At 65.8% G+C, this 23,614-nt stretch carries 22 protein-coding genes and 1 riboswitch; of the genes, 17 read left to right on the top strand and 5 right to left on the bottom strand.

The genetic code is table 11. The annotated features are described in order from the left end of the window. Positions 1-16: 16 nt before the first annotated feature. From PKE80_RS08900 to PKE80_RS08885, 4 genes are read left to right on the top strand one after another with little or no spacing between them, the layout of a single operon-like run. Positions 17-1,591 (top strand): PepSY-associated TM helix domain-containing protein, encoded by a 1,575-nt coding sequence (locus PKE80_RS08900; RefSeq protein WP_271182178.1) that lies wholly within the window; start codon positions 17-19, stop codon positions 1,589-1,591. Then, positions 1,588-1,875 (top strand): DUF3325 domain-containing protein, encoded by a 288-nt coding sequence (locus PKE80_RS08895; RefSeq protein WP_271182177.1) that lies wholly within the window; start codon positions 1,588-1,590, stop codon positions 1,873-1,875. Before PKE80_RS08900 ends, PKE80_RS08895 begins: the two co-directional genes overlap by 4 nt. Before the next feature lie 11 nt (positions 1,876-1,886). Continuing rightward, complete coding sequence (locus PKE80_RS08890; protein ID WP_271182176.1) at positions 1,887-2,267, top strand: hypothetical protein; 381 nt, start codon at positions 1,887-1,889, stop codon at positions 2,265-2,267. Then, a complete protein-coding gene (locus tag PKE80_RS08885; RefSeq protein WP_271182175.1) occupies positions 2,246-4,324 on the top strand; it encodes a TonB-dependent receptor domain-containing protein in 2,079 nt (692 codons plus the stop codon). Before PKE80_RS08890 ends, PKE80_RS08885 begins: the two co-directional genes overlap by 22 nt. A 180-nt stretch (positions 4,325-4,504) precedes the next feature. Here the strand turns inward: PKE80_RS08885 and PKE80_RS08880 are convergent, their stop codons facing one another. Continuing rightward, positions 4,505-5,659, bottom strand: a complete 1,155-nt coding sequence (locus PKE80_RS08880; protein ID WP_271182174.1) for an AraC family transcriptional regulator — start codon at positions 5,657-5,659, stop codon at positions 4,505-4,507. Positions 5,660-5,822: 163 nt separating this feature from the next. Further along, positions 5,823-6,065: riboswitch (cobalamin riboswitch) on the top strand. 178 nt (positions 6,066-6,243) lie between these two features. Here PKE80_RS08880 and PKE80_RS08875 point away from each other — a divergent pair. Both PKE80_RS08875 and PKE80_RS08870 read left to right on the top strand, forming a co-directional pair. Then, positions 6,244-8,370, top strand: coding sequence for a TonB-dependent receptor (locus PKE80_RS08875; RefSeq protein WP_271182173.1), 2,127 nt, complete (start codon positions 6,244-6,246; stop codon positions 8,368-8,370). A gap of 5 nt (positions 8,371-8,375) precedes the next feature. Continuing rightward, positions 8,376-9,872: a PepSY-associated transmembrane domain-containing protein gene (locus PKE80_RS08870; protein ID WP_271182172.1), complete on the top strand. Its 1,497-nt coding sequence runs from the start codon at positions 8,376-8,378 to the stop codon at positions 9,870-9,872. 77 nt (positions 9,873-9,949) lie between these two features. Here PKE80_RS08870 and PKE80_RS08865 read toward each other — a convergent pair whose 3' ends face one another. Continuing rightward, on the bottom strand, positions 9,950-10,738 hold the full coding sequence (locus PKE80_RS08865) for an anti-sigma factor family protein (RefSeq protein ID WP_271182171.1): 789 nt from the start codon (positions 10,736-10,738) through the stop codon (positions 9,950-9,952). Continuing rightward, positions 10,735-11,244 (bottom strand): sigma-70 family RNA polymerase sigma factor, encoded by a 510-nt coding sequence (locus tag PKE80_RS08860; RefSeq protein ID WP_271182170.1) that lies wholly within the window; start codon positions 11,242-11,244, stop codon positions 10,735-10,737. The genes PKE80_RS08865 and PKE80_RS08860 overlap by 4 nt, the downstream gene beginning before the upstream one ends. Before the next feature lie 86 nt (positions 11,245-11,330). Here PKE80_RS08860 and PKE80_RS08855 point away from each other — a divergent pair, with 86 nt between their 5' ends. Both PKE80_RS08855 and PKE80_RS08850 read left to right on the top strand, forming a co-directional pair. Then, complete coding sequence (locus tag PKE80_RS08855; RefSeq protein WP_271182169.1) at positions 11,331-12,575, top strand: S8 family serine peptidase; 1,245 nt, start codon at positions 11,331-11,333, stop codon at positions 12,573-12,575. A gap of 111 nt (positions 12,576-12,686) precedes the next feature. After that, positions 12,687-13,466: a hypothetical protein gene (locus PKE80_RS08850; RefSeq protein WP_271182168.1), complete on the top strand. Its 780-nt coding sequence runs from the start codon at positions 12,687-12,689 to the stop codon at positions 13,464-13,466. A 132-nt stretch (positions 13,467-13,598) separates the two neighbouring features. Here the strand turns inward: PKE80_RS08850 and PKE80_RS08845 are convergent, their stop codons facing one another. Together PKE80_RS08845 and PKE80_RS08840 are read right to left on the bottom strand one after the other, a co-directional pair. Next, complete coding sequence (locus PKE80_RS08845; RefSeq protein ID WP_271182167.1) at positions 13,599-15,845, bottom strand: FdhF/YdeP family oxidoreductase; 2,247 nt, start codon at positions 15,843-15,845, stop codon at positions 13,599-13,601. 110 nt (positions 15,846-15,955) lie between these two features. Further along, positions 15,956-16,879 (bottom strand): LysR family transcriptional regulator, encoded by a 924-nt coding sequence (locus PKE80_RS08840; protein WP_271182228.1) that lies wholly within the window; start codon positions 16,877-16,879, stop codon positions 15,956-15,958. Between the two features lie 145 nt (positions 16,880-17,024). Here PKE80_RS08840 and PKE80_RS08835 point away from each other — a divergent pair, with 145 nt between their 5' ends. From PKE80_RS08835 to PKE80_RS08795, 9 genes are all read left to right on the top strand, one after another. Next, entirely contained in the window at positions 17,025-18,182 is a 1,158-nt protein-coding gene (locus PKE80_RS08835; protein ID WP_271182166.1) for a muconate/chloromuconate family cycloisomerase, read from the top strand. Between the two features lie 5 nt (positions 18,183-18,187). Further along, a complete protein-coding gene (catC, locus tag PKE80_RS08830) occupies positions 18,188-18,478 on the top strand; it encodes a muconolactone Delta-isomerase (RefSeq protein WP_271182165.1) in 291 nt (96 codons plus the stop codon). 48 nt (positions 18,479-18,526) lie between these two features. Continuing rightward, a complete protein-coding gene (locus PKE80_RS08825) occupies positions 18,527-19,447 on the top strand; it encodes a dioxygenase family protein (RefSeq protein ID WP_271182164.1) in 921 nt (306 codons plus the stop codon). A gap of 25 nt (positions 19,448-19,472) precedes the next feature. Beyond that, complete coding sequence (locus PKE80_RS08820; RefSeq protein WP_271182163.1) at positions 19,473-20,822, top strand: SRPBCC family protein; 1,350 nt, start codon at positions 19,473-19,475, stop codon at positions 20,820-20,822. After that, positions 20,819-21,334 carry a benzoate 1,2-dioxygenase small subunit gene (gene benB, locus PKE80_RS08815; protein WP_271182162.1) on the top strand — a complete coding sequence of 172 codons (516 nt, stop codon included), beginning with the start codon at positions 20,819-20,821 and terminating at the stop codon, positions 21,332-21,334. The genes PKE80_RS08820 and benB overlap by 4 nt, the downstream gene beginning before the upstream one ends. A gap of 10 nt (positions 21,335-21,344) precedes the next feature. Beyond that, positions 21,345-22,130 (top strand): benzoate diol dehydrogenase BenD, encoded by a 786-nt coding sequence (gene benD, locus PKE80_RS08810; protein ID WP_271182161.1) that lies wholly within the window; start codon positions 21,345-21,347, stop codon positions 22,128-22,130. Between the two features lie 25 nt (positions 22,131-22,155). Beyond that, positions 22,156-22,299 carry a hypothetical protein gene (locus PKE80_RS08805; RefSeq protein ID WP_271182160.1) on the top strand — a complete coding sequence of 48 codons (144 nt, stop codon included), beginning with the start codon at positions 22,156-22,158 and terminating at the stop codon, positions 22,297-22,299. 3 nt (positions 22,300-22,302) lie between these two features. Continuing rightward, on the top strand, positions 22,303-23,073 hold the full coding sequence (locus PKE80_RS08800) for an alpha/beta fold hydrolase (protein ID WP_271182159.1): 771 nt from the start codon (positions 22,303-22,305) through the stop codon (positions 23,071-23,073). Positions 23,074-23,077: 4 nt separating this feature from the next. Further along, positions 23,078-23,614: NAD(P)/FAD-dependent oxidoreductase (locus PKE80_RS08795; protein WP_271182158.1), on the top strand; the 537-nt coding region annotated here is incomplete at its 3' end.

The raw sequence follows: 23,614 nt of genomic DNA, 5'->3' as shown, positions 1-23,614 counted from the left end.
TCGGGGGAGCAGCATCGTGAAGCAGGGTTTCCGCCAGTCGATGGCCTGGCTGCACACCTGGGTCGGGCTACTGCCCGGCTGGGTACTCTATGTCATCTTCGTGTTCGGGACGGCCGCATTCTTCCAGCATGAGATCGACGCCTGGATGCGCCCGGAGCTGCCCGCGCAGAGCCGCGTCACCGCGGGCGCCCTTGAGGCCGCCGACCGCGTCCTGCGCAAGCGCGGGGCCGGGGCGGACAGCTGGAGCGTATCGCTGCCGGCCGCCCGTGGCGGCAGCGGGCTGACGGTCTCGTGGCAGATGCCCGGAGAGGCGCGGCGAGGCCGTCGCGGGGGCGAGGAAGTCACCCTCGATCCTGCGAGCGGGCGCGAACTCGCCTTGCGTGATACGCGTGGCGGGTTCTTCCTCTACCGTTTCCACTTCGACTTGCACTACCTGCCGGTGATGTGGGCGCGAATGCTGGTCAGCGTGGCGGCGCTGGCGATGCTGGTGGCGATCCTTTCCGGTGTCGTCACGCACAAGAAGATCTTCACCGACTTCTTTCAGATGCGTTTCGGCAAGGGTCAGCGCAGTTGGCTCGACGCACACAACGCTACCGCCGTGCTGGCCCTGCCGTTCCATGTGATGATCACCTATACCGGCCTCGTCACGCTTCTGTTCACGCTGATGCCCTGGGCGATCACGGCCAGCTATCCGAGCCGCGAGGCTTTCTATGCGGAAGCCTTTCCCCGCGCCGAGGAAAGCGAGGCGAGCGGCAAACCTGCGCCGACCGTCCCGCTCGCACGGCTGGTCGAGCGCGCGCAGGCGAAGTGGCAGGGCGGACAGCCGAGCTACATCAGTATCGCCCATCCCGGTGATGCCGCTGCGACCGCGCAGGTCTATCCCCAGCGCACGGACTGGAGCGAGGGACGACGCGATCCGGTTCATCTCGGCGCGACGCAGGGCGGTGAACTGCCGGTCGCGGCGCGGCCTGCGGGCGGTGCGCGAAAGACGCAGGAGGTCATGGTCGACCTCCACACCGCTTGGTTCGCCGGATATGGTCTGCGCTGGCTCTACTTTCTCTCCGGCGTTGGTGGGACCGTGATGGTGGGGACGGGCCTTGCGCTCTGGTGCGTCAAACGGCGTGGCAAACTGCCCGACCCGGCGCGCCCGCATTTCGGGTTCCGGTTGGTCGAGCGGCTGAACATCGGCTTCATAGCAGGCGCACCGGCCGGCATCACCGTCTACTTTCTGGCCAATCGCCTGCTTCCGGTTGCACTTGCGGGGCGTGCCGAGTGGGAGGTGAACGGCCTGTTCATCGCCTGGGGCGCGATCTTCGTCTGGACGCTGGCGCGGCCCGCCAAGCGCGCCTGGGTCGAGGCGCTCGGCGCATGTGCCGTCGTCTTCGCGCTGGTTCCCTTGGTCAATGCACTGACGACCACACGCGGGCTGGGTGGCAGCTTGTGGCGGGGCGACTGGGCTTTCGTCGGGTTCGACCTGGCCATGTCGGCGCTCGCGGCAGGCTTTGGCTGGACCTCGTGGAAAGTCCTGCGTCACCGGCCCAAGGCGGCTCCGGCGCGCCGCCAGCGCATGCAGAAGGAAGCGACCGCATGACCCATCTCGTGATTGCCATGCCTGCGCTTGCGGGCTTCGCACTACTGCTCCTGGCGATGGCGCGCCACCAGCAGGACTGGCTGAAGCGCAAGTTGGCGCCGCGCACGTCCCGGGTGCTGCGCTGGAGCGGGTTCGCTGCGCTGGCGCTCGCTTTCGGGGCGGCGGGGCTGGGCCACGGCTGGGCATATGGCACCGTCGCCTGGTGCGGCTGGCTGAGCTTCGCCGCCATGCTGGTGCTTGCCGCGCAGACCAATCGCGAGCGCATTCTGCGCCTGTTCGCCTGAAAGGAACACCAATGCCCAGGAACACCGTCGCGGCGGGTCAGTCCGTCCCCCCGTCGCCCGTCGCGACCGGCGTCGCGCGTCGCCAGCGGCTTGCCGCGGCGACGCGCGCGCTTGCGCGCCTGCCTTTTCGCACACCTGTCCGTACTCTGGCCGGCACCCTGGGCGCCTATGGCCTCACGGCGCAAATCACCGTGGCCGCGTCATTGTTGCTGTCTCGCCTCGGCATGACGCGGGTGGAGGCAGTGACTGCGGCGACGCTTGCGAGCTTCGCGGTCTTCGCGGTCATCTCCATGGCCGTGTTCCATGCCCACAGCGTGCTGCGTGCGTGCTTGTGGCTGGCCGGAGCGTCCGTGCCGCTCGCGCTTCTGGGATGGGTGATGGCACCGGCATGATGAACGCCTTTTCGCTCATGCTTGCCGGAGTCGCGGCCGCCAGTTCTCCGACCGAGGAATCGGTCCCGACCGGGCGGCAGGGACAGGAAAAGCCGCCCGCCATCGTCCCCGCCGGACCCGACCCGGTCTACCCGGCCGACTTCTACAAGCCGTTCCAGCCACAGACCGCGCTCGACATGCTGGAGCGCACTCCCGGCTTCCTGCTGAGCGAGGGCACTTCGGTGCGCGGGTTCGGCAATGCGGCAGGCAATGTGCTCATCGACGGCCAGAGGCCGACCGTGAAGGGAGGCGGCATCACCGAAGTTCTGCGTCGCATCGCCGCATCGCGTGTCGAGCGGGTGGTACTGCTGCGTGGGTCCGACGCTGCCGAGGCGCAGGGCCAGACGTTGGTCGCCAACGTGATCCTGCGTACCGACGCGGGCGGATCGGGCAACGCCGCGCTGACGATGACCCACACCGCTGATGGTGTTGTCTCGCCCGCCGGCCGGGTCAGCTTCGCGCGGCGCGTCGCGGGTTGGCAGACCAGCATCGAATTGTCAGGCGAGGTCACTCGCTATCCCACCGACGGCGTGTATCTCGACCGCGACGCGACCGGGACGCTGACCTCCACCCGGCGTGAACACATCCGCGCCAAGGCCCCCGAGTACGGTCTGGCGCTCAGCACTTCGGGGGCGGTCGCGGGCGGAACGTTGACTGTGAACCTGCGGCTCAACAAGGACGGCTATTCGTCTGACCGGGGCATCGACATCTTCAAGGGTGCTGCGAACGGCTCGCCGGATGGCCGCCGCGACATCGCCTATGACGAGAACGGGCGCAGCGGTGAGCTTGGTCTCGACTGGACGCGGCGGCTGGGATCTGGCTGGACCGCGAAGTTGGTCGGTCTCGGCCGGGTAGAGCGCTACGTCACTGACGAAGACTATGTCGAGGCCGATTATCGCGGCCTTTCCTCCCAGCGGGAGACGCCGAGCGAGTTCGTCGCCCGCGTGACGGTGACGCGCGAAGGCGACCATTCGGTGCGGCCGGAGTTCGGCGGCGAGGTGGCCTACAATCGTCTGTCGAGCCTGCTCGACTACGCCGAGGATACCGGCTCCGGCCTTATGCCCGTGGCGCTCGCCAATGCCGATACCCGGGTTTCGGAACTGCGTGGCGAGGCGTTCGCCAACATCACCGTGAAGTTCGCCCCCAGGCTTGCGCTGGAGGCGGGCATGGCGGTGGAATTCTCGCGCATCCGCGTTTCGGGCGAGGCGGCGCAGGAGCAGAGCCTGTCCTACCTCAAGCCTTCGGCGGCACTGGTGTGGTCGCCGTCGGGGAGCACGCAGCTGCGGCTCGGGGTGCGCAGGACCGTCGACCAGCTCGATTTCGCCGACTTCGCGGCTTCGGTCAACCAGGCCGACGGGCGGCCGCTGGGCGGCAATTCGGGGCTGCGGCCCGCCCGTGTGACGCGCGCCCTGGCCCGCCTCGACCACCGCTGGGGCAAGGGCGGGGCGATCGCGGTGGAGGCCTACCACCAGTGGCACACCGGATTGCTCGGCTATCTTGTTCTCGATAGCGGAGACCAGGCACTTGGCACCATCGGCGATGCGCGGCAATGGGGTGTGAGCGTGCAGGGGACACTGCCTCTCGACACCGTGTTGCGCGGCGCGCGGCTGACTCTTGACGGCACCTGGCGTGGTTCGCGGCTGAGCGATCCGATAACCGGCAAGCACCGGGCGATGGACGACATTGCTGGGCAAAGCGTGACTGCCGAGTTCCGCCATGACGTGCCGGCCCTCAAGTCGTCATGGGGCGTCAACTGGACCGCGCCCGAAGAAGCCGACGTCTTCTACACCGGCGAAGTCCTGCGCGCGCGGAGCCATGCGCGCTGGGGTGGCTATATCGAGACCACGGTGCTGGCCGGGTTCAAGACGACGTTCACGGCCAAGGCGATCAACGGGCAGGATAGTTCCCGGTGGCGCCGCTTCTATTCACCGAGCCGTGCGGGTGCCTACACCGGAAGCGAGGAAAGGAACCAAAAGCAAGGGGTGATCGTGTCGATGGCTGTGGTTCGGGCTTTCTGAGTGTCTGTTCGAGAAACCGCTGAAGACGAGTTTCGAAGCACTGGCAATGTCTTGACGGGAATTTCTCAAGTGAAATCCGGAACGACGCATACGACCGCGAGCTTGCCAAGCGTCTCGTGACGGGTGCCCAAGGTCAGGGTGCGCCCCGCGCCCGCTGGTTCGCTGTGGGATCGCTTTTGCCTATGAGGACAAGATACTGCCTTTTTCCTGGAGGCGGCGTGTGCTGCGCATACTTGTGGGAGACTGGCCGAACCATCGTTGGCAGCGGCGGGAGAACACCGCTTGTTCGGCGAAGCCGAGCTTTTCGGAGATCCCCCGGAAATCGAGGTCGGTCTGTTGCAGGTAGTAGAGCGTCAGATCGCGGCGCACCCCGTCCTTGACGTCCTGAAAGCTGGTGCCCTCCTCCTTCAGCCGGCGGCGCAAGGTACGATGGTGGATGTTCAGTGCACGCGCGACTTCAACGCTGGCACAGTCCCCCTGCGCCAGCCTGCGAATGATAAGGCCGCGCACTTCCGCGTCAAAAGGTAGACTTCGTTTGGGAAAGTGCTTCTCAATGTAGGCGGCCAGGTCGCTATGGACTTGGGTGTTCTGGCTGAGGATCGGACTGGCGAGATCCCTGTCCGAGAACGTGATCCCGTCGGACGGCTCCCCGAAAAGCACCTCGCAGCCGAAATAGCGACGATAGTCGGCGAGCGGAGAGAGCGGCTCGTGTCGGAAATGCACGCAGCGAGCGCGGGCATAGCCGCCGGTCATCTCCATCGCCTCGACATGACCGATCAAAAGGATCTGCTCGATGGCCTGGATACGCTCGGCACTGTTTTCGAACAGCAGTTCATGGCCGGCGAATATGGTGCCCTCGGCAGCATGCGGCCGCAGCCATACGCGCGCTGCGCGGCTGTGTGCGCTGATGTGCTCGCTTGCAAAGCGCAGGGCATCGCCGAACGTCCTCGAACTGCGCATCGTATTGCCCAGCGGCCCGAAGATCGCTCCGCCGCGTTGCCGCAGAGCCAGCCGCATTCCGAAATCGCGGCAGTCCAGCCGGTGCGCCGCAACGGTCAGGAGCCGGATCGCCTCGGGATATGTGAGCGCAACGGCGTCGTCGCGAAAATCCTGGGCGGAAATCCCGGCGAACCGCAACAGTTCGCCGGGATTTCCGCCAAGCGAGCTGACCAGTTCCGGAAAATGCCGGAGAAGCGGGATGTTGAGCCGTGCAAATTCCACATCGGCAGGCAATGGCATCAGCAGGTCCTTGGCATCGCAAGGGAAGGCGCGGTTATCGGAGCTTACGGCCGCGCCGTCCATCTCCTGAACAATGGCTGCATCGCCTGTCCGCATCGGTCAAGTCGGTGTACGAGATCTTGCGGCAAGAGTGCCAAAGATCGCACGAGCGTAGCGCGACCTTGCAAGGACAAGGAAGGGCGGAAGCACGCGTCGTACGGCGATGCTTGCCAGCGCCACTTCCTTCGCGTAGGGCGGCTCCCGTCTCTCGAGGTTCGGGAGGCCATGATCGCGTTGGTGCTCCCGTAAGGGGGCTTAAAAGGGAACGCGGTGAGGGGGCTCGCGCCCCTGAATCCGAGGCTGTCCCTGCAACTGTGAGCGGTGAGCGCGATGCATATCGCGGCAGGCCAAAGTGCCCTGTCGCAGCCACTGGGCCGGACGCTAACTCCTGCGAGGCCTGGGAAGGCCGTGCATCGTGCGATGACCCGCAAGCCAGGAGACCTGCCAGCGTCCGGTCGCTCTTGCCCTTGGTCCAGGGGATGGCCGAGGCACGGTGAAATCCGTCTGAGCGACGCATGTGCGGCGGGGGCCGCATCGACCCAAGCGACGGCGCCGGGGGCGTCGTGTCGTCGCGTGGGCCGACCGTTCGCGCGGACGCCCTCGTCAGACGTCGATGACGCCGGACAGGGTTTGTTTCTCACATGACGATTTCCCAATATGCGCTGTGCGCCGCGACCGCTTTCGCAGCGCTTTCCTCATCCGTGTTTTCCTCGGCCGCGCGCGCAGACGAGGCCGATCCGGCAGACACCATCCTGGTAACGGGCCTGCGGGCCGAAACCAGCCTCGATACGAAGAGCAGCGGCAGCCGCCTCGGCCTCACGGTTTTTGAAACTCCGGCAAGTATCGAGGTGCTGGACGGTGATGCGATCCGGGCGCGTGGTGACCTTTCCATCCAGGAAGCGGTCAGCCGCGCTACCGGTCTGACTTTCCAGGGTTCTCCGGGCAACGGGAATACGGCGATGGCCGCGCGCGGTTTCTCGGGGCAGGGGTCGGTGCAGTTGCTGGTGGACGGCACGCGCCTGTTCGTGGCCTCGGGGACGCTGACCTTCCCGGTCGATCCCTGGACGGTGGAGCGCATCGACGTGCTGCGCGGCCCGAGTTCGGTCATATCAGGCGAGGGCGCGATCGGCGGCGCGGTCAATGTCATCATGAAGAAGCCGTCGACCGACCGCAGCATCATGCAGGCCCGCGTGGCCTACGGCTCGGACAACGCGATGCAGATCGCGGGTGATGCTGGCGGGCCCGTGGGAGGAGGTCTGTCCTATCGTGTCGCAGCCAGCTTCACACGCTCGGATGGCTGGCCCGACCGCAACAGCGACAACCGCAACCTCGCCATCTCCGGCGCGCTGCGCTGGGACGCCAGCCCGACGTTGAGCTTCACGCTGGCTTCCGACTACGGCGACGTCGAGATGTTGCCCTATTTCGGCAGTCCGCTGAACAACGGCAAGTTCGACAGGCGCTTCCGTTTCATCAACTTCAACATCACCGGCAGCGAGGATCATTTCCGGGACAACTGGACACGTCTGACGACCGAGTGGCAGGCATCGGATGCGATTTCGCTGCGCAACGTGGCTTATTACCTTAGTTCGGATCGCGACTGGCTCAACGCCGAAAGTTATCGCTATTCCGCAACGACCGGGCTGGTGACGCGCAGTGACTACCTGAACATCGTCCACCGTCAGGACCAGATCGGCGATCGCGGCGACCTCACCTTGCGTACTCCGCTGGGTGGGGGTGTGGAGAACAGCCTGCTCGTCGGCTTCGACGTCAACCGGGTCAAGTTCCGCCACATCAACAACTCGCCTTATGGCGGCAGTTCCGTGGTCGATCCGTTCGACTTCGAACCCGGCGGCTTCATCACGCCGGTGCCCACCACGCTCGGTTTCCGCACCCTGACCACGCAGTATTCGGTGTTCATGGAAGACCAACTCCAACTGCGTGACTGGGCCTCGCTGGTCGGAGGTTTCCGGCAGGACTGGTACGATCTGGAGCGCATCGACGCGCGTACGCCGGCGAACGGCTTCAAGCGGAAGTATCACAGTACTTCGGGCCGCTTTGGGCTGGTCCTGAACCCTGCGGTCGATACTGCGCTTTACGGCTCGTTCACAGTCGGCACCGACCCGATCAGCGCGCTTATCACGACTTCGAACGCGCAGAAGGACTTTGGCCTTTCGCCCGCACGCCAGTTCGAAGTCGGCGTCAAGCAGCGCTTCCTTGAAGGGCGCGGCTCCGCCTCCATTGCGCTGTTCGACATCGAGAAGCGGCGTCTTCTTACCCCGGACCCGGAGAACCGTCTTATTACCCAGCAGGTTGGCAAGCGGACTTCACGCGGTGTCGAGGCGACGTTGGCAGTGCAATTGACCGACGCCTTCGGGATCGAGGCCAATGGCACCATCCTCAAGGCCCGTTTCAAGGAATTCGGCGAGGTGGTGAACGGCGTCGTGATCGACCGCGCCGGGAACACGCCGCCCGGGATACCGACTAAGACTGCCAATATCTCGGCGAACTGGCGCTTCCTGGAGCCGCTGCAGGCCCGTGTCTCCGCCCGCTTCGTCGCGCCGCGATGGACAGATAACGCCAACACCTTGCGCGTGCCGGGCTACGAGGTGGTCGATCTCGGCTTGCGCTGGACGATCAGCGAAAAGCTGGCGATCGACGGGCGGATCAGCAATGTCTTCGACAAGATCTACCCGATCGGCAGCAATTCTTCGCAATGGCTGCTCGGTGCTCCCCGGCGCTTCGATGTCCGCCTGGATATGAGCCTGTAAGGGCGATGGCGCACGCCTTGGTAAAGAGGGGCCTCAAGGCCAGCCTGCGGTGGCTGTACTGGCTTCACCGCTGGCTGGGCATCGCGGTCTGCCTGATGTTTCTCCTGTGGTTCGTTTCGGGCGTGGTCATGATGTACGTGCCCTACCCGTCGCTGACCGAGGAGGAGCGGCTTGCAGGGCTGGCTCCGATCGACTGGAGCCGGGTGAGGATCAGTCCGACCGAGGCGCTTCGCCGCGCCGGACAGCAGGGGTTTCCCGCGGAACTTCGCCTCGATATGGCGGCGGGAGAGCCCGCTTGGCGTATCCGGGACAAGCAGCGGCGGATCGCCTTGTCGGCTTTGGACGGGCGGCGCCTTTCCGCACCGGATGCTGCCTCTGCGATAGCGGCGGCGCGGCGCTTCGCGGGCGCCGCGCCGATCACCCGTGTGGAGCGTATTCACGACGATCAATGGACCGTCGCACAAGGGTTCAAGTGGGCGAGACCGTTGTGGAAGGTCTCGCTGGGAGATGCTCGGGGTACCCAGATCTACGTCTCCTCCACCAGCGGAGAGCCGGTTCAGAACACGGACGCCCGTGAAAGGGCATGGAACTGGGTGGGCGCGGTGCCGCACTGGCTATACCTCACCGCCATCCGCCGCGACGGATCTTTGTGGCGACAGGTGGTGCTGTGGACGTCCGGTCCGGCCGTGGTCCTCGGTATTACCGGCATGTGGGTCGGTATCCTGCGTCTCAGGCTGCGCCGGCGCTACAGGAATGGGGCGATAACACTCTATCGAGGCTGGATGAAATGGCACCATCTGACCGGACTGGCCGGAGGGATCTTCGCCATTACCTGGATGTTCAGTGGATGGCTTTCGGTCAGCCCTTTCGACTGGTTCGCGCGCAATGGGCCGTCGGGGGGTGCCGCCCTCTATGCGGCGCACGCGAGTGCGGACTTTCCTGTGCTGGATGGCGGCAGGCTTGCCGCCCGCGCACCTCAGGCCCGGGAAGCGCGGCTGGCCTGGGTCGGCGGCCGCCCGGTGGTCACGCTGACGGTGAAGACCGGGCACTCGATGATCGCCACCCCGGATGGCCGGGCATTGCGTTTCACGCAAGCCGAACTGGTCGCCAATGCCCGGCGCCTGATGCCGGGTACGCCGGTCAGGAATGTTGTCGTCCTGCAGAAGCCGGACCTTTACTGGTACTCCCACCGGCACGAACGCACCCTGCCGGTTGTTCGCGTCATCTTCGGCGATGCGGAGCGGACATGGACGACCATTGACCCGCGTGGAGGGTCACTGTTGAGCCAGCAGAACGCGAGTGGACGCAGTTACCGATGGTTTTTCAACGCGCTGCATGATTTCGATCTACCATTCCTGCTCGCCAACCGTTTCCTGCGCGAGCCATTGATGTGGTTGCTCTCTGCACTTGGGATCATCATGTCGCTGTCGGGGATCGTTATCGGTTGGAACCATCTTGTGAGGCGCCGTCGCCGAAAAGCGGCGCGACAGGCGATAGCGTGATCCTGACCGTCGTGGTCTCTCGGAGAAGAAGCAGGCCTGCGTCCAGAGCCGGGGCGCAGGCGGTGTGCTTGAGAGGGTTACTTGTTCCACTTTTCCCTGCGCGCTGCTCGTTCCTGCGCGGCATCAAGCGGCTCGCCAATGGCCATGGTTTGCGCCGCAGCCATGAGTTCGCCTGCGGCGGATCCGGCCTGACGGTACGCACCGCGTTCGGGCGCTCCGTTCGCAACGGTGCGCTGCAGGATCCAGCCCTGGGCGTCCTTGCAGGCGATACCTGAACTGGCCCCGGCATCGTAGACGCGGCAATAGTTGCCGTCCTCGCGGCGGAAGCTGGTCAGGATGCGTAGCTTGCCGGGTTCGTTGGCGGAGGCCAGCTTTTCGTCGAGGCCCTTTGCCAGCATGCCCGAGGCAACGAGAGCACCGCCCGAGGTGACACTGGCGCCGTCGTCGGCAACGCGCATCCCGAAAAACAGGCCGAGCACGAGCGAGGCGGCGATGGCCGCTCCCGTACCCCACCAGCGGGGCAGGGTCAGGCGAGGAGGCCGGGCGGCGCGGACCTGATCGTCACGACGCGCGCGTGCGGCGGCGAAATCGAGGACGCGCGCCGGTTCATGCTGCTTCGTGTCGGTCATGTCGCGCTCGGCATCCTCCGCCGCAGCGGCTGCGATCATCTGTGTCAGGCTTTCCGGCACCGGCTCAACCGCGACGGGATCGAGGTGGCCGCGCAACAGTGCGCGAAGGCGCTGCTGCGCCTCCAGCCGCGACGCCAGTGCGGGGTCGCCGGCAATCGCGGCGGCCACCCGTTGCGCCTCTGCGCCGGTGAGTTCGCCATCGACATAGGCAGTGAATTCATCATCGCTCACGGTCATGCGATTTCTCCCAGTTCGCGCAACAGTGCTTCACGCCCTCGGCCGAGGCGCGAGGTGAGCGTACCCTGGGGCACGCCGATGATTTCCGCCGCTTCCTTGTAGGCGAAGCCCTCGACAAGTACGAGTATGACGGCCTCGCGCTGCTCTTCCGGGAGGCGTGCCAAGGCCCTGCCGACGTTCCCCAACTCGACCAGGTTCTCGGCCGCGAGATCGCCGGGGGCGCCGATGTTGGCCCCTTCTTCTTCATGGGTGAAAGTCTGCGAGCGCCGCGTCCTTGCCCGTACTTCGTCGATCCACTGGTTGCGCATGATCCTGTAAACCCAAGCGTCGAGGCGTGTGCCGTCCTGCCACGACTGGCGGGACTTGAGCGCGCGCTCGACCGTCTGCTGGCACAAGTCGTCGGCGTCGGCCGGATCACGGGCGAGCCCCCGCGCGAAGCGCCGCAGGCGCGGCAGCAGGGCGGTGAGTTCTTCGCAGAAACGGTCTTGGCTCGTCGATGCGTTCATCGAAATGTCTTGTCCGCAGGATGAAACGGACCGACTGCCGCGTTTCATCCCTGAAAGCCATGAAATTTTTGCTATCGGATGGACTGATGAGACACCGCACGCTGCTATCGACCGGCATCGCCGCCCTGTTCCTCGCTGCGCCGTCGGTGCCGGCGGAGGCGCAACTGGGCGGCGGGTTGCCGATCGATGTGCCCGGCACCGTGGGCCGCGTGCGCGACACGCTCGGTGATCTTGCGGGCCCGGTGGTAGAGCCCGTCGGGCGGATCGTGAGCGACGTCCGTGCGCTGGCAAACGAGCGGGTACGGCGGCTAACGCGACTGGTCGCGGATCACGGCGACCGGGTCGAGTGGGATGAGCAGCACCAGCCTGCCGTGCGGGGCGAAGTGCTGATGCTCGACCCTGACGAGGCGGCGCTCGATACCGCGCGGCGGCAGGGGTACAGCGTGCTCGAGCAGGGAACGCTCGAGGGGCTCGATGTCCGCTTTGCGCGCTTTCAGGTGCCGTCAGGTGCCTCTGTGGCCAAGTCGGTGGAGGATTTGCGCAAGGCCCTTCCCGGCCGGGAGATCAGCGCGGATCAGTTGCATTTTCCTTCGGGTGGCACCCCCACGAACGACGGCAAGGCGGCATCCGGAGCGCTTCCACGCGGCGGCACTGTCGGGGTCATCGACGGCGGCATCGGTGGTTCGGCGCGGCTTGCCTCGCAGCGCGGCTTTGCGGCGGGGGCGCCGAAAACCAGCGACCATGCCAGCGCGATCGCCTCGCTCCTGACGGGGGCGGGGACTGCACGTATCTATGGCGCCGATGTCTATGGCTCCGACCCGGCAGGCGGCAATGCGCTGGCGATCGCCAGGGCGCTGGGGTGGATGCAGGTGCAGGGCGTGCCGGTGGTGTCGATCAGCCTGGTCGGTCCGTCCAACCCGCTGCTGGCGCGGGCGGTGGCTTCGGCGCAGAGCAAGGGGATGACGGTGGTGGCCGCTGTCGGCAACGATGGCGCAGCGGCTCCGCCTGCCTTTCCGGCGTCCTATCCCGGCGTGATCGCGGTGACCGGCGTAGACGGATCGGGACGTGTGCTGATCGAGGCGGGGCGTGCCTTGCACCTCGATTATGCTGCGCCGGGAGCTGACATGTCGGCGCTTGTCCCGGGCAAGGGGCGTCAGTCGCTGCGCGGAACGTCCTATGCTGCGCCGCTGGTGGCGTCGCGTATCGCGGCGCGGCGGGCACTCGTCACAAGTGCCGCAGAGGCGATGAAAGCCGTGGATTCCGAAGCCATCAAGGGGCAGCGCCGAACCGGACGCGGCGTGTTGTGCAACATCTGCCGATCGGGCCTTTAGAAAAAAATCTGAAATAATTTCATCGGCCATGGATGAAAGCGAAATGGCCATCCGTTCCTTCCATCAGACACCCCGGACGGGGCCAACGACAACAAGGAAGGAGCAAATCCCATGAACAAGCTCTCACTCACGACCGCCATCGCAACTCTTGCCCTGATCGCCGCGCCAGGCGTGGCCAATGCCCAGCTGCTGGGCGGTGGCGGCCTTGGCGGATCGCTCGGCGGTGGCCTCGGCGGCTCGCTGGGCGGCACCATCGGCGGTGTCGGCAGCTCGATCGACGGGACCATGGGCGGTGCGGGCGACATCAGCGCCTCGCGCGCCAGCCGCAGCGTTTCGTCGCGGGCCTCGGGCAATGCCAGCGGCCACGCCAGGAAGTCCGTGACCAAGCCCTCGGTTTCGGCGCCGGATACCTCGGCGGTGACCGGTGCAGCCGATAGCGCCCGCTCGCAGGCCAGCGGCCTCGTCGACTCCGCCCGCTCGACGGCGGGTAGCGGTTCGGCAACCGGCACGGGCTCGGCCACGGGTTCGCTCGCCGGTTCACTGACGGGATCGGGCGCGAACGGCTCGGCTTCGGGCGCGGGCAACCTCGCCGGCTCGGGCAGCCTGCCTGATACCTCGGGCGTGACTTCGCAGGTTGCGGGCACCGCGACCGGGACGGCTCAGGCAGCCCGCTCGGCCGCGGCAGAGAAGGCGCAGGCGGTCGGCAGCCAGGCCCGCGATGCGGCGTCCAGCGCGGCGAACAGCTCAGCCTCGGGTTCGGGTAATGGTTCTGCCAACGCGCAGGCGGGCAAGCGCAGCGCCAACGTGACCGGCTCGGGCAGCGGTTCGGCTTCGAAGAGCGGTGCGAACGGTTCGGTCGGCCTCGGTGCCAGCACCAGCCGCGACCAGTAAGTTCCGCAGATAAGCCTTCGTCAGAAAGGCGTGCCTAACACCGCTGCGTCGCTTCCATCCCCCACCGATGACGCGGCGGCCTGCGCCCCCGGGAGAGACCACTCACTCTCGGGGGCGTTCTCATGCGTGCGATCAGGCGGCAGCGCGGATGGTGACCGGGATCGACTTGTAGGCCGGGGTGCCGCTCGCGGGGTCATAGTCGTCCAGCGGCACAAGGCAGTTGGCCTCCGGATAGTAAGCCGCCAGCGAGCCGCGCGCGATGGCATGGCGGACCAGCGTGAAGCCCTTCAAGGTGCGCCCGGCCGGGGTGGTGACGTCCACCTTGTCGCCTTCGGCCAGACCCAGCATGGCAAGGTCCACTTCGTTGGCGAAGATCACGTCGCGGCGGCCGGTGACGCCGCGATAGCGATCGTCGAGGCTGTAGATGGTGGTGTTGTACTGGTCATGGCTGCGGATCGTGGTAAGCAGCAGCGAGCGCTCGACCTGTTCCTCGGCGTGGGGGTGCGCGATGAACTGCGCCTTGCCGGTCGGTGTCTTCCACGTGCGGGTCGCAGGGCCGATGGTGAGGCGGAATCCACCCGGCTCACGCACGCGAATGTTGAAGTCGCGAAAGTCGGGATAGACGGCCTCGATGCCGTCGCGGATGCGGTCGTAGTCGGCGACGAGCGCGGCCCAGTCGATGCGGGTGTGCGGCATCGCCGCCTGCGCCAGTCCGGCAACGATCGCCGGCTCGGAGCGGACCTCGGGGCCGGGCGCCTTGAGCTTGCCGCGTGAGGCGTGGACCATCGACATGCTGTCCTCCACCGTCACCCATTGCGGGCCGGCGTCCTGCACGTCCAGTTCGGTGCGGCCGAGGCAGGGGAGCACCAGAGTCTCCTTCGCCGTCAGCAGGCAAGTGCGGTTGAACTTGGTGAGGATATTGACCGAAAGGTCCAGCCCGCGCACGGCAGCGAAGCAGGCCTCGGGATCGGGCATGGCGACGGCGAGGTTGCCGCCGAGCGAGATCAGCGCCTTCGAGTGCCCGGAGCGCATGGCGGCAAGGGCTTCGACTGCATTGTGGCCGTGATGGCGGGGCGCGGCGATGCCGAAAGCGGCGTCGAGACGTTGCAGCATGTCCTCGGTCGGCAGTTCGGTAATGCCGACGGTGCGGTCGCCCTGCACGTTGCTGTGGCCGCGCAAGGGGCAGATGCCTGCGCCCTGCTTGCCGAACTGCCCACGAAGCAGGAGCAGGTTGGCGATCGCCTGCACGTTCTGGGTGCCGTGCTTGTGCTGGGTGATCCCCATGCCGTAGCAGACGATCACCCGCTCCGCCTTCATGTAGACTTGCGCCATGCTTTCGATGGCATCGCGCGTCAGGCCCGAGGCGACCTCGATCCAGTTCCAACTGGTGGCATCGAGATCGGCCCTGAGCGCATCCAGCCCTTCGGTGTGATCGGCGATGAAAGCGTGGTCTAGGGCGTCAGCCTCCACCACCAGTTTCATCATGCCTTTGAGCATCGCCATGTCGCCGCCGATGCGGACCTGATGGTAGGCAGAGGCGAGCGGGGTGGAATGGGTCGAGAGCATTTCGGTGGGATGCTGCGGCGACTTGAAGCGTTCGAGTCCGCGCTCGCGCATCGGGTTGGCGACGACGATGGGCACGCCGCGCTTCGATGCGGCGGCCAGCGTGCCGAGCATGCGCGGGTGGTTGGTGCCGGGGTTGTGGCCGATGCAGAAGATCGCGTCGGCAAGGTCGAAGTCCTCCAGCGTCACCGTGCCCTTGCCGATGCCGATCGACTTGGGCAGGCCGGTGCTGGTCGCCTCGTGGCACATGTTGGAGCAGTCGGGGAAGTTGTTGGTCCCGAACTCGCGCGCTAAGAGCTGGTAGAGGAACGCGGCCTCGTTGGAGGCGCGGCCGGAGCAGTAGAACTCGGCCTGGTCGGCGTGGGCGAGGGCCTGCATCGATGCACCCGCGCGGGCGAAGGCTTCGTCCCATGTGATGGGTACATAGTGGTCGGTCTCGGCATCGTAGCGCAGCGGTTCGGTGAGGCGGCCCGCGTCCTCCAACTGGTGATCGCTCCAGGACCACAGTTCGGTGGCGGTGTGGCGCGCGAAGAAGTCGGGATCGACGCGCTTGACGGTGGCTTCCCAAGTGACGGCCTTGGCGCCGTTCTCGCAGAACTCGAACGATGACGTATGGCGTGGATCGGGCCAGGCGCAGCCGGGGCAGTCGAACCCGTCGGGCTGGTTCATTTGCAGGAGCGCGCGCGTGTCGGGGCTGGCCTTCATCTGCTCGCGCACTGTGCGCGCTACCGCTCGCAGCGCGCCCCAGCCGCCCGCCGGTCCTGTGTAGTCGCTGATGCCTTCGGGGCGGCTTTCGGGTTCGCGTGTCTCGCTCATGGCTCTCGTCTCGCAGCAGGGGGCGCGGGTGGGTTAGCACCCCGCGCCGCAAAATCCGACATCACATATGTATGCATTGTGAGCCAACTTGGTTGCATGCTCGCGGGCCGTCAGAGTTCTTCGGTCAAAGCTGTGGGAACGTCATAGCCCCACTCCGCATACTTGCGGGCGACCACGGCCGTCATGAGCGCCAGTTCGGGTGAGTGGTCGCCAGGGCGGTGGCTCATGATGATGGGCGAGGTCGCAGGCTCCACGAGTTCGCGGAAGGCGACGTCGTGGCTGCGGGCGCGGCGGACCGATTCCGGGACGATCGCGATGCCTTCCTCGGCTGCGACGAGGCCGATAGCGATCTGCAGTTCGCGCGCCTCGTGGACCACACGCGGTTCGATGGAATGATCGCGGAAGAGTGAGATCACCTGGTCGGCATAGCTGGGGCGCGGTGCGCGCGGATAGAGAATCTGGGGTTCATCGGCGAGTTCGCGCAGTGAGATCGGCTCATCGCTGGTCGCCAGCGGATGATCCATCGGGAAGGCGGCGATGAGCTTCTCGTTGCGCAGGATGATGCGACGGACGGCCGGATCCTCGAAGCGGATGCGGCCGAAACCGACGTCGATGCGTCCGTCCTTCAGGGCGGCGATCTGGTCGAGCGTCGTCGCTTCGACCATGACCAGTTCCACATTCTGGGCGACCTTGCGGAATTCGCGGATCAGTTCGGGCAGACGGGCATAGATGGTGGAGGCAACGAAGCCTATTATCAGGCGACGACGGCGACTGGTCGCAGCCGCCTTTACCATGGTTTCCACGTCTTCCATCCGTGCCAGCATCTGCAGCGCCTGCGCATGCAGCAGGCGGCCCACGGCAGTCAGGCGCAGCGGGCGGCTCGACCGGTCGAGCAGCGGGGCGCCGACGTGGGCTTCCAGTTGCTGGATCGCGCGTGACAACGGTGGCTGTGCGATGTGCAGCCGTTCGGCAGCCCGGTTGAAGTTGCCTTCTTCTGCCACAGCCACGAAGTAGCGCAGAAGGCGCATGTCCATCATGAGAGCTGAAACCTCCTCAAAACGCTGCACCGAGCATAGCATACCTATAAGGTATGAATTCTTGACCGCATTGATCTTTGAATGCCCGGCAAGGCAGGCATAATTCTCGCTCGAAAGCTAAGCATTCGGGAGAGTCGCTGCAATGGCTATGTTAGGCCGAGCTGATACCTTCATCGTCGATGTGCCGACGATCCGGCCGCACGTACTGGCCATGGCGACCATGCACGCCCAGTCGATGGTGATCGTTCGCCTGACCGACGCGGACGGCGTCGAGGGCATCGGCGAAGGCACCACGATCGGCGGCCTCAGCTACGGCGAGGAGAGCCCGGAGAGCATCAAGTCCGCGATCGACACCTACATCGTGCCGGTGCTCGAGACTTGCGACCTTGCCCTCGTCGGCGCGACCATGGGGAAGATTGCCAAGTGCGTGCGCGGCAACCATTTCGCCAAGTGCGCGGTGGAAACGGCGCTGCTCGACATGGCGGGCAAGCGGCTCGGCATTCCTGCTTCGGAACTGATCGGTGGTGGCCGGGTGCGTGACAGTCTGCCGGTTGCCTGGACCCTGGCCAGCGGCGACACTGCGCGCGACATCGCCGAGGGCGAAGCCATGCTGGAGGCGCGTCGCCACCGCATCTTCAAGCTGAAGATCGGCAAGCGCGACGTTCGTGACGACGTCGCTCACGTTGGCGCCATCTGCAAGGCGCTCGGCGATCGCGCCAGCGTGCGTGTTGACGTCAACCAGAACTGGAGCGAGGCGCAGGCCAAGCTGGGCATGGCGATGCTGCGGGAGGTCGGCTGCGACCTCGTCGAGCAGCCGATCGCCGGCGACGACGTGACGGCGATGGCGCGCCTGTCGCAGACCCAGGCGGTGCCGCTGATGGCGGACGAGGCGCTGCACGGCCCACGGTCCGCGCTGCGGATCGCGTCGGCCGGGGCGGCGGGCGTCTTCGCGCTCAAGATCGCGCAGTCGGGCGGCCTGTTCGCCACGGCCGAAGTCGCTGCGATCGGTACGGCTGCGGGTATCGGCCTCTATGGCGGCACCATGCTCGAAGGCGGGATCGGCACCGCCGCGTCGGCACACGTATTCGCCACAATTCCCGAACTCGCCTGGGGTACAGAGCTGTTCGGTCCGTTGCTCCAGACCGAGGAAATCCTTTCCGAACCGCTGCGTTACGCTGACTTTTCGCTGGCGGTCCCTCCCGGGCCGGGCCTTGGAGTGAACCTCGACGAGGACAAGCTCGCCTTCTTCCGGCGCGACCGGACCGCGCCCACCCTCCACGCCGTCACTGCAGGAGCCTGACACCGATGCTGTTCATGGTCGAAATGGACGTCAATATTCCCCTGGACTTCGACCCCGCCGAAGCGGCGCGGATCAAGGCCGAGGAAAAGGCGTACTTCCAGAAGCTCCAGACCGCAGGAATATGGCGCCACATCTGGCGCAAGGTCGGCTTGTACTCGAACGTCTCGATCTTCGATGTCGAGAGCAACGCGGCGCTGCACGAAACGCTGATGGCGCTGCCGCTGTACCCCTTCATGACAATGAAAATCACGCCGCTCGCGCGGCACCCTTCCTCCATCCATGACGACGATCGCTGATCGCCTCCGCCCCAGAATCGTGGGCTAAGAACAACGGGAGAGAATGAAATGGACACCAGCTTCGTAAAGACCCCCGAGATCCAGCAGTTGCTCGACCGCGCCGCCGGCGTGAACGAGAGCGGCGGCAGCCCGCGCCTAAAGGCGATCGTGCGCGACCTTACCGAAAGCGTGATGGAACTCATCGTCAGGCATGACGTCTCGGAGAGCGAGTTCTGGCTGGCGATGAAGTACCTGTCGGACAGCGCAGCCGAGATCGGCCTGATCGTCCCCGGCACCGGCCTCGAACACTTCCTCGACCTCTACATGGACGCCAAGGACGCCGAAGCGGGCCTGACCGGCGGCACTCCGCGCACCATCGAAGGTCCCCTCTATGTAGCCGGTGCACCGCTGGTGGAAGGCAACGTGAACCTCAGCGTCGACCCCGACGAGGGCACCACCGTGCTGCACATGACCGGCACCGTGACCGGACCCGAGGGCGAGGCGGTCAAAGACGCCATCGTCCACGTGTGGCATGCGAACTCGAAGGGCTGGTATTCGCACTTCGACCCGACTGGTGAACAGACCCCGTTCAACAACCGCCGCCGCATCAGGCTGGCCGACGACGGACGCTATGCGTTCCATTCGAACCAGCCGAGCGGTTACTCGGTGCCGCCCGGAGGCGCGACGGACAAGCTGATGCAGGCGCTCGGCCGCCACGGTAACCGTCCGGCACACGTCCACTTCTTCATCGAGGCGCCGGGCTACCGTACGCTGACGACGCAGATCAACTTCGGCGACGATCCCTTCGCGGCGGACGACTTCGCCTTCGGCACCCGCGCAGGGTTGCTGCCGGTGCCCAGCCGTCAGGGCGACAGCGCCTACATCCAGTTCGATTTCCAGATGCAGCGCGCCCACGACGCGGGCGACGAGGGCTTCTCCGCGCGCACCCGCGCCGAAGCGACGGCGCTTCCGGAAGCCGAAACCGTCTGACGACCAGAACACGGGAGACAGGATCATGCACGAACATCTGATGAGCCGCGTTGCGACCGCCGTGGTCGACGACCCCGAGACCGGCCTGTTCCGCTGCCGCCGCGACGTCTTCACCGATCCGGCGCTGTTCGAACTCGAGATGAAGTACATCTTCGAGAGCAACTGGGTCTACGTCGCTCATGAGAGCCAGGTCGAGAAGAAGAACGACTACTTCACGACCTGGATCGGGCGGACCCCGGTGATCCTGACCCGTGCCAAGGATGGCGGCCTCAACTGCGTCGTCAACGCCTGCGCCCATCGCGGCGCCAAGCTGTGCCGCCGCAAGCGGGGCAACCAGCCGCTCTTCGTGTGCCCCTTCCACGGCTGGAGCTTCAAGACCGACGGCTCGCTGATGCGTGCCAAGGATGCCAGCACCGGCGCCTATCCGGACAGCTTCAACCATGAAGGGTCGCACGACCTGACGCGCGCCCGCGTCGAAAGCTATCGCGGCTTCATCTTTGCCTCGCTGAACCATGACGTGCTGCCGCTCACGGAGCATCTCGGCGAGGCCAGGGTAATCATCGACCAGATGGTCGATCAGGCGCCCGAGGGTCTGGAACTGCTGACCGGCAATTCCACCTACACCTTCGACGGCAACTGGAAGATGCAGATGGAGAACGGCTGCGACGGTTACCACGTCAGCTCCGTTCACGAAAACTACCAGTCCACCATGGGCCGCCGTGCGGAGGGCGGGACCAAGGCGGTCGACGCCAATGGCTGGTCCAAGGCCCCGGCAAGCGGCGTCTACGGCTTCGAGCATGGCCATATCCTGCTCTGGACGCAGGTGCTGAACCCCGAAGTCCGCCCGATCTGGAGCCACAAGGCGGCGCTGGACGCACGGCTTGGCGAGGACAAGGCGAAGTTCATCCTCGAACAGACGCGCAATCTGGCGCTCTATCCCAACGTGTTCCTGATGGACCAGTTCTCCACCCAAATCCGTGTGGTGCGTCCGATCGACGTCCATACCACCGAGGTCACGATCTACTGCTATGCGCCCAAGGGCGAGAGTGCCGAAGATCGTGCCCACCGCATCCGCCAGTACGAGGATTTCTTCAACGTCACCGGCATGGGCACGCCCGACGACCTCGAGGAATTCCGCAGCTGCCAGTCCGCCTACGAAGGTGCGGGCGAACTGTGGAACGACCTCAGCCGCGGTGCCACGCGCTGGGTCCATGGTCCCGATGCCAATGCGAAGGCCATGGGCATGAACCCGCTGCTCTCCAGCGAGCGCAGCGAGGACGAGGGTCTCTTCGTGCGCCAGCACGAGTTCTGGGCGCAGATCATGCTCGACGGCATGGCGAAGGACGCCGAACCGATGCTGGAGGCTGCGGAATGACCCTCGTTCTGGAAAACACCGCCGCCGCGCTGTCCTATGCCGAGATCTGCGCGTTCCTCTACCGCGAGGCGCGCCTGCTCGACGACCGCGAGTTCGACGAATGGCTGGAATGCTATTCGCAGGACGCCGAGTACTGGATGCCCGCGTGGACCGACGACGATGCGCTGACCACGAACCCGCAGACCGAGATCTCGCTGATCTACTACGGCAACCGCAAGGGGCTCGAGGACCGGGTTTACCGCCTGAACACCGAGCGTTCGTCTGCCAGCACGCCTGAAGCGCGCACTTCGCACTTCATCGCCAATGTCGAGGTGCTGGAGACGCGCGAAGGTGCGATCGACCTGCGCTATAACTGGCACACGCTCAGCCACCGCTACCAGCAGACGCAGCAGTTTTTCGGAACCACCTTCCTGACGCTGGATGCGGCTGGAGACGCCCCGAAGATCCTGAAGAAGAAGATCGTCCTCAAGGACGACTATATTCATCAGGTCATCGACGTCTACCACGTCTGAGGAGGTTGCAGTGATCTTCGCAGGACGGTTCGCAGGCAAGGTCATGGTCGTGACAGGTGCCGCACAGGGTATCGGGGCGGGTGTGGCCACCCGCGCGGCGGCGGAGGGCGCAAGCGTCGTCCTCGTCGACCGGGCCGACTTCGTCACCGAAGTGGAGCAGGCCATCGTCGCGGACGGCGGCAAGGCCGTCTCGGTGCAATGCGACCTTGAAACCTACGAGGGCGCAGCCGAGGCGATGGCGGCGGCCGTAGCGGCGTTCGGGCGCATCGACATTCTCGTCAACAACGTCGGCGGCGCGATCCGCATGCGTCCTTATGCCGAGTTCGAGCCCGCGCAGATCGATGCGGAAATCCGCCGCTCGCTGATGCCGACGCTCTACTGTTGCCACGCGGTGCTGCCCATCATGCTGGGGCAGGGCGCGGGTACGATCGTCAACCTCTCGTCCAACGCCACGCGTGGTATTCGCCGGGTGCCCTATTCGGCGGCGAAGGGCGGGATCAACGGCATGACGCAGGCGCTCGCCATGGAATATGCCGAAGCCGGCATCCGCGTCGTCGCGACCGCGCCCGGCGGCACCAGCGCGCCCGCGCGCCGCGTCGCCCGCAATGCCGAGGGCGACAACGCGCAGGAGCAGGCCTGGATGGCCGAGGCGGTGGAGCAAGTCACATCGTCGGCGTTCATGAAACGCTACGGCACGCTGGAGGAACAGATCGCGCCGATCCTCTTCCTCGCCTCGGACGAGGCCAGCTACGTGACCGGATCGGTCCTGCCGGTGGCTGGTGGCGATATCGGCTGATGCCAGCTTCACAGGACATGGATAGGTGCCAAGACTGATCGCCGTCACCCGCTCGGGCGACGAAACCGCCATCGGTGCCTATCGCACCAACTTCTCGCGCTTGTCCTGCCTGATCGCCATGACCCCGGCGCTCGACGGCCTGCGTGTCACCATCGCACCTGAGGACTGATCTATGCCTTTCACTCAAGCTGCAGGCGCCAGCCTCTACTGGAAGCGCGACGGGCGTGACGACGCGCCTGCGCTGGTGCTGCTCAACTCCATCGGCACCGATATGGATTTGTGGGACGCGGTGCTGCCGTTCCTGCGCGACCGCTTCGCGCTGCTGCGGATCGACGCGCGCGGCCATGGTGCGTCAATTGCTGATCCGGGTGAATTTTCGATGGCGATGCTGGCCGCCGATGTGCTTGCAGTTGCGGACGCGGCAGGTTTTGCACGCTTCAGTGTCGCGGGCGTGTCGCTGGGAGGGATGATCGCGATGGAACTGGCCCTCGCCGCGCCCGAGCGGATTGAAAAGCTCATCCCCATCTGCACGTCCGCCACGATGGACAGCGCTTCGTGGAACGACCGTATCGCGAAAGTGCGCGGTGAGGGGATGGCCGCCATCGCCGACCTTGCGATGGGGCGTTTTCTGTCGGACACGGCCGAACCCGCGATCAATGAGGCCGTGCGCCGCCAGTTGGTCGGCATGAACGCGCAAGGCTACGCGGGCTGCGGGGCGGCGATCCGCGACATGGATCTGGCCGAGCGTATCTCCGGCATCGCCGCGCCCACTCTGGTGGTAACCGGCACGCGCGATACCTCGACGCCGTTCGAGGGGCATGGCGAATATTTGCTTGCCCGCATCCCCGGCGCTGCGCATCTGTCGCTCGAGGCTGCACACCTTGCACCGCTGGAGGCTCCCGCCGAACTCGCCTCAGGCATGATCGCCTTCCTGCAGGACTGATCCCATGGAAAAATCAGACGTCGTCATCGTGGGAGCGGGACATGGGGGAGCACAATGTGCGCTCGCCCTGCGCCAGAACGGGTTCACCGGAACCATCACCGTCATCGGCCGCGAGCCGGAGCATCCTTACGAGCGGCCGCCGCTTTCGAAGGAATACTTCGCGCGGGAGAAGACCTTCGATCGTCTCTACATTCGCCCGCCGACGTTCTGGGCCGAGAAGGAGGTGACCTTCAGGCTCTCCACCGAAGTCACCAAGGTGGACGCCGAAGCGAAGGAACTGACGCTCTCGAACGGCACGACCTTCGGTTACGGCAAGCTGGTCTGGGCGACCGGCGGCGATCCGCGGCGCCTGTCGTGCGGCGGTGCCGATCTGGCGGGCGTCCACGCGGTGCGCACCCGCGAGGACTGCGACACGCTGATGGCCGAGGTCGATGCGGGGACGAAGAACATCGTCGTCATCGGCGGCGGCTACATCGGGCTCGAGGCGGCGGCGGTGCTGTCGAAGATGGGGCTGAACGTGGTCCTGCTCGAAGCCCTGCCG

The sequence above is a fragment of the Novosphingobium resinovorum genome (genome assembly GCF_027922145.1).
Taxonomy (GTDB): Bacteria; Pseudomonadota; Alphaproteobacteria; order Sphingomonadales; family Sphingomonadaceae; genus Novosphingobium; species Novosphingobium resinovorum.
The sequence above is the reverse complement of the archived record's forward strand: the minus strand, read 5'-3'. Positions and strand labels throughout refer to the sequence as shown.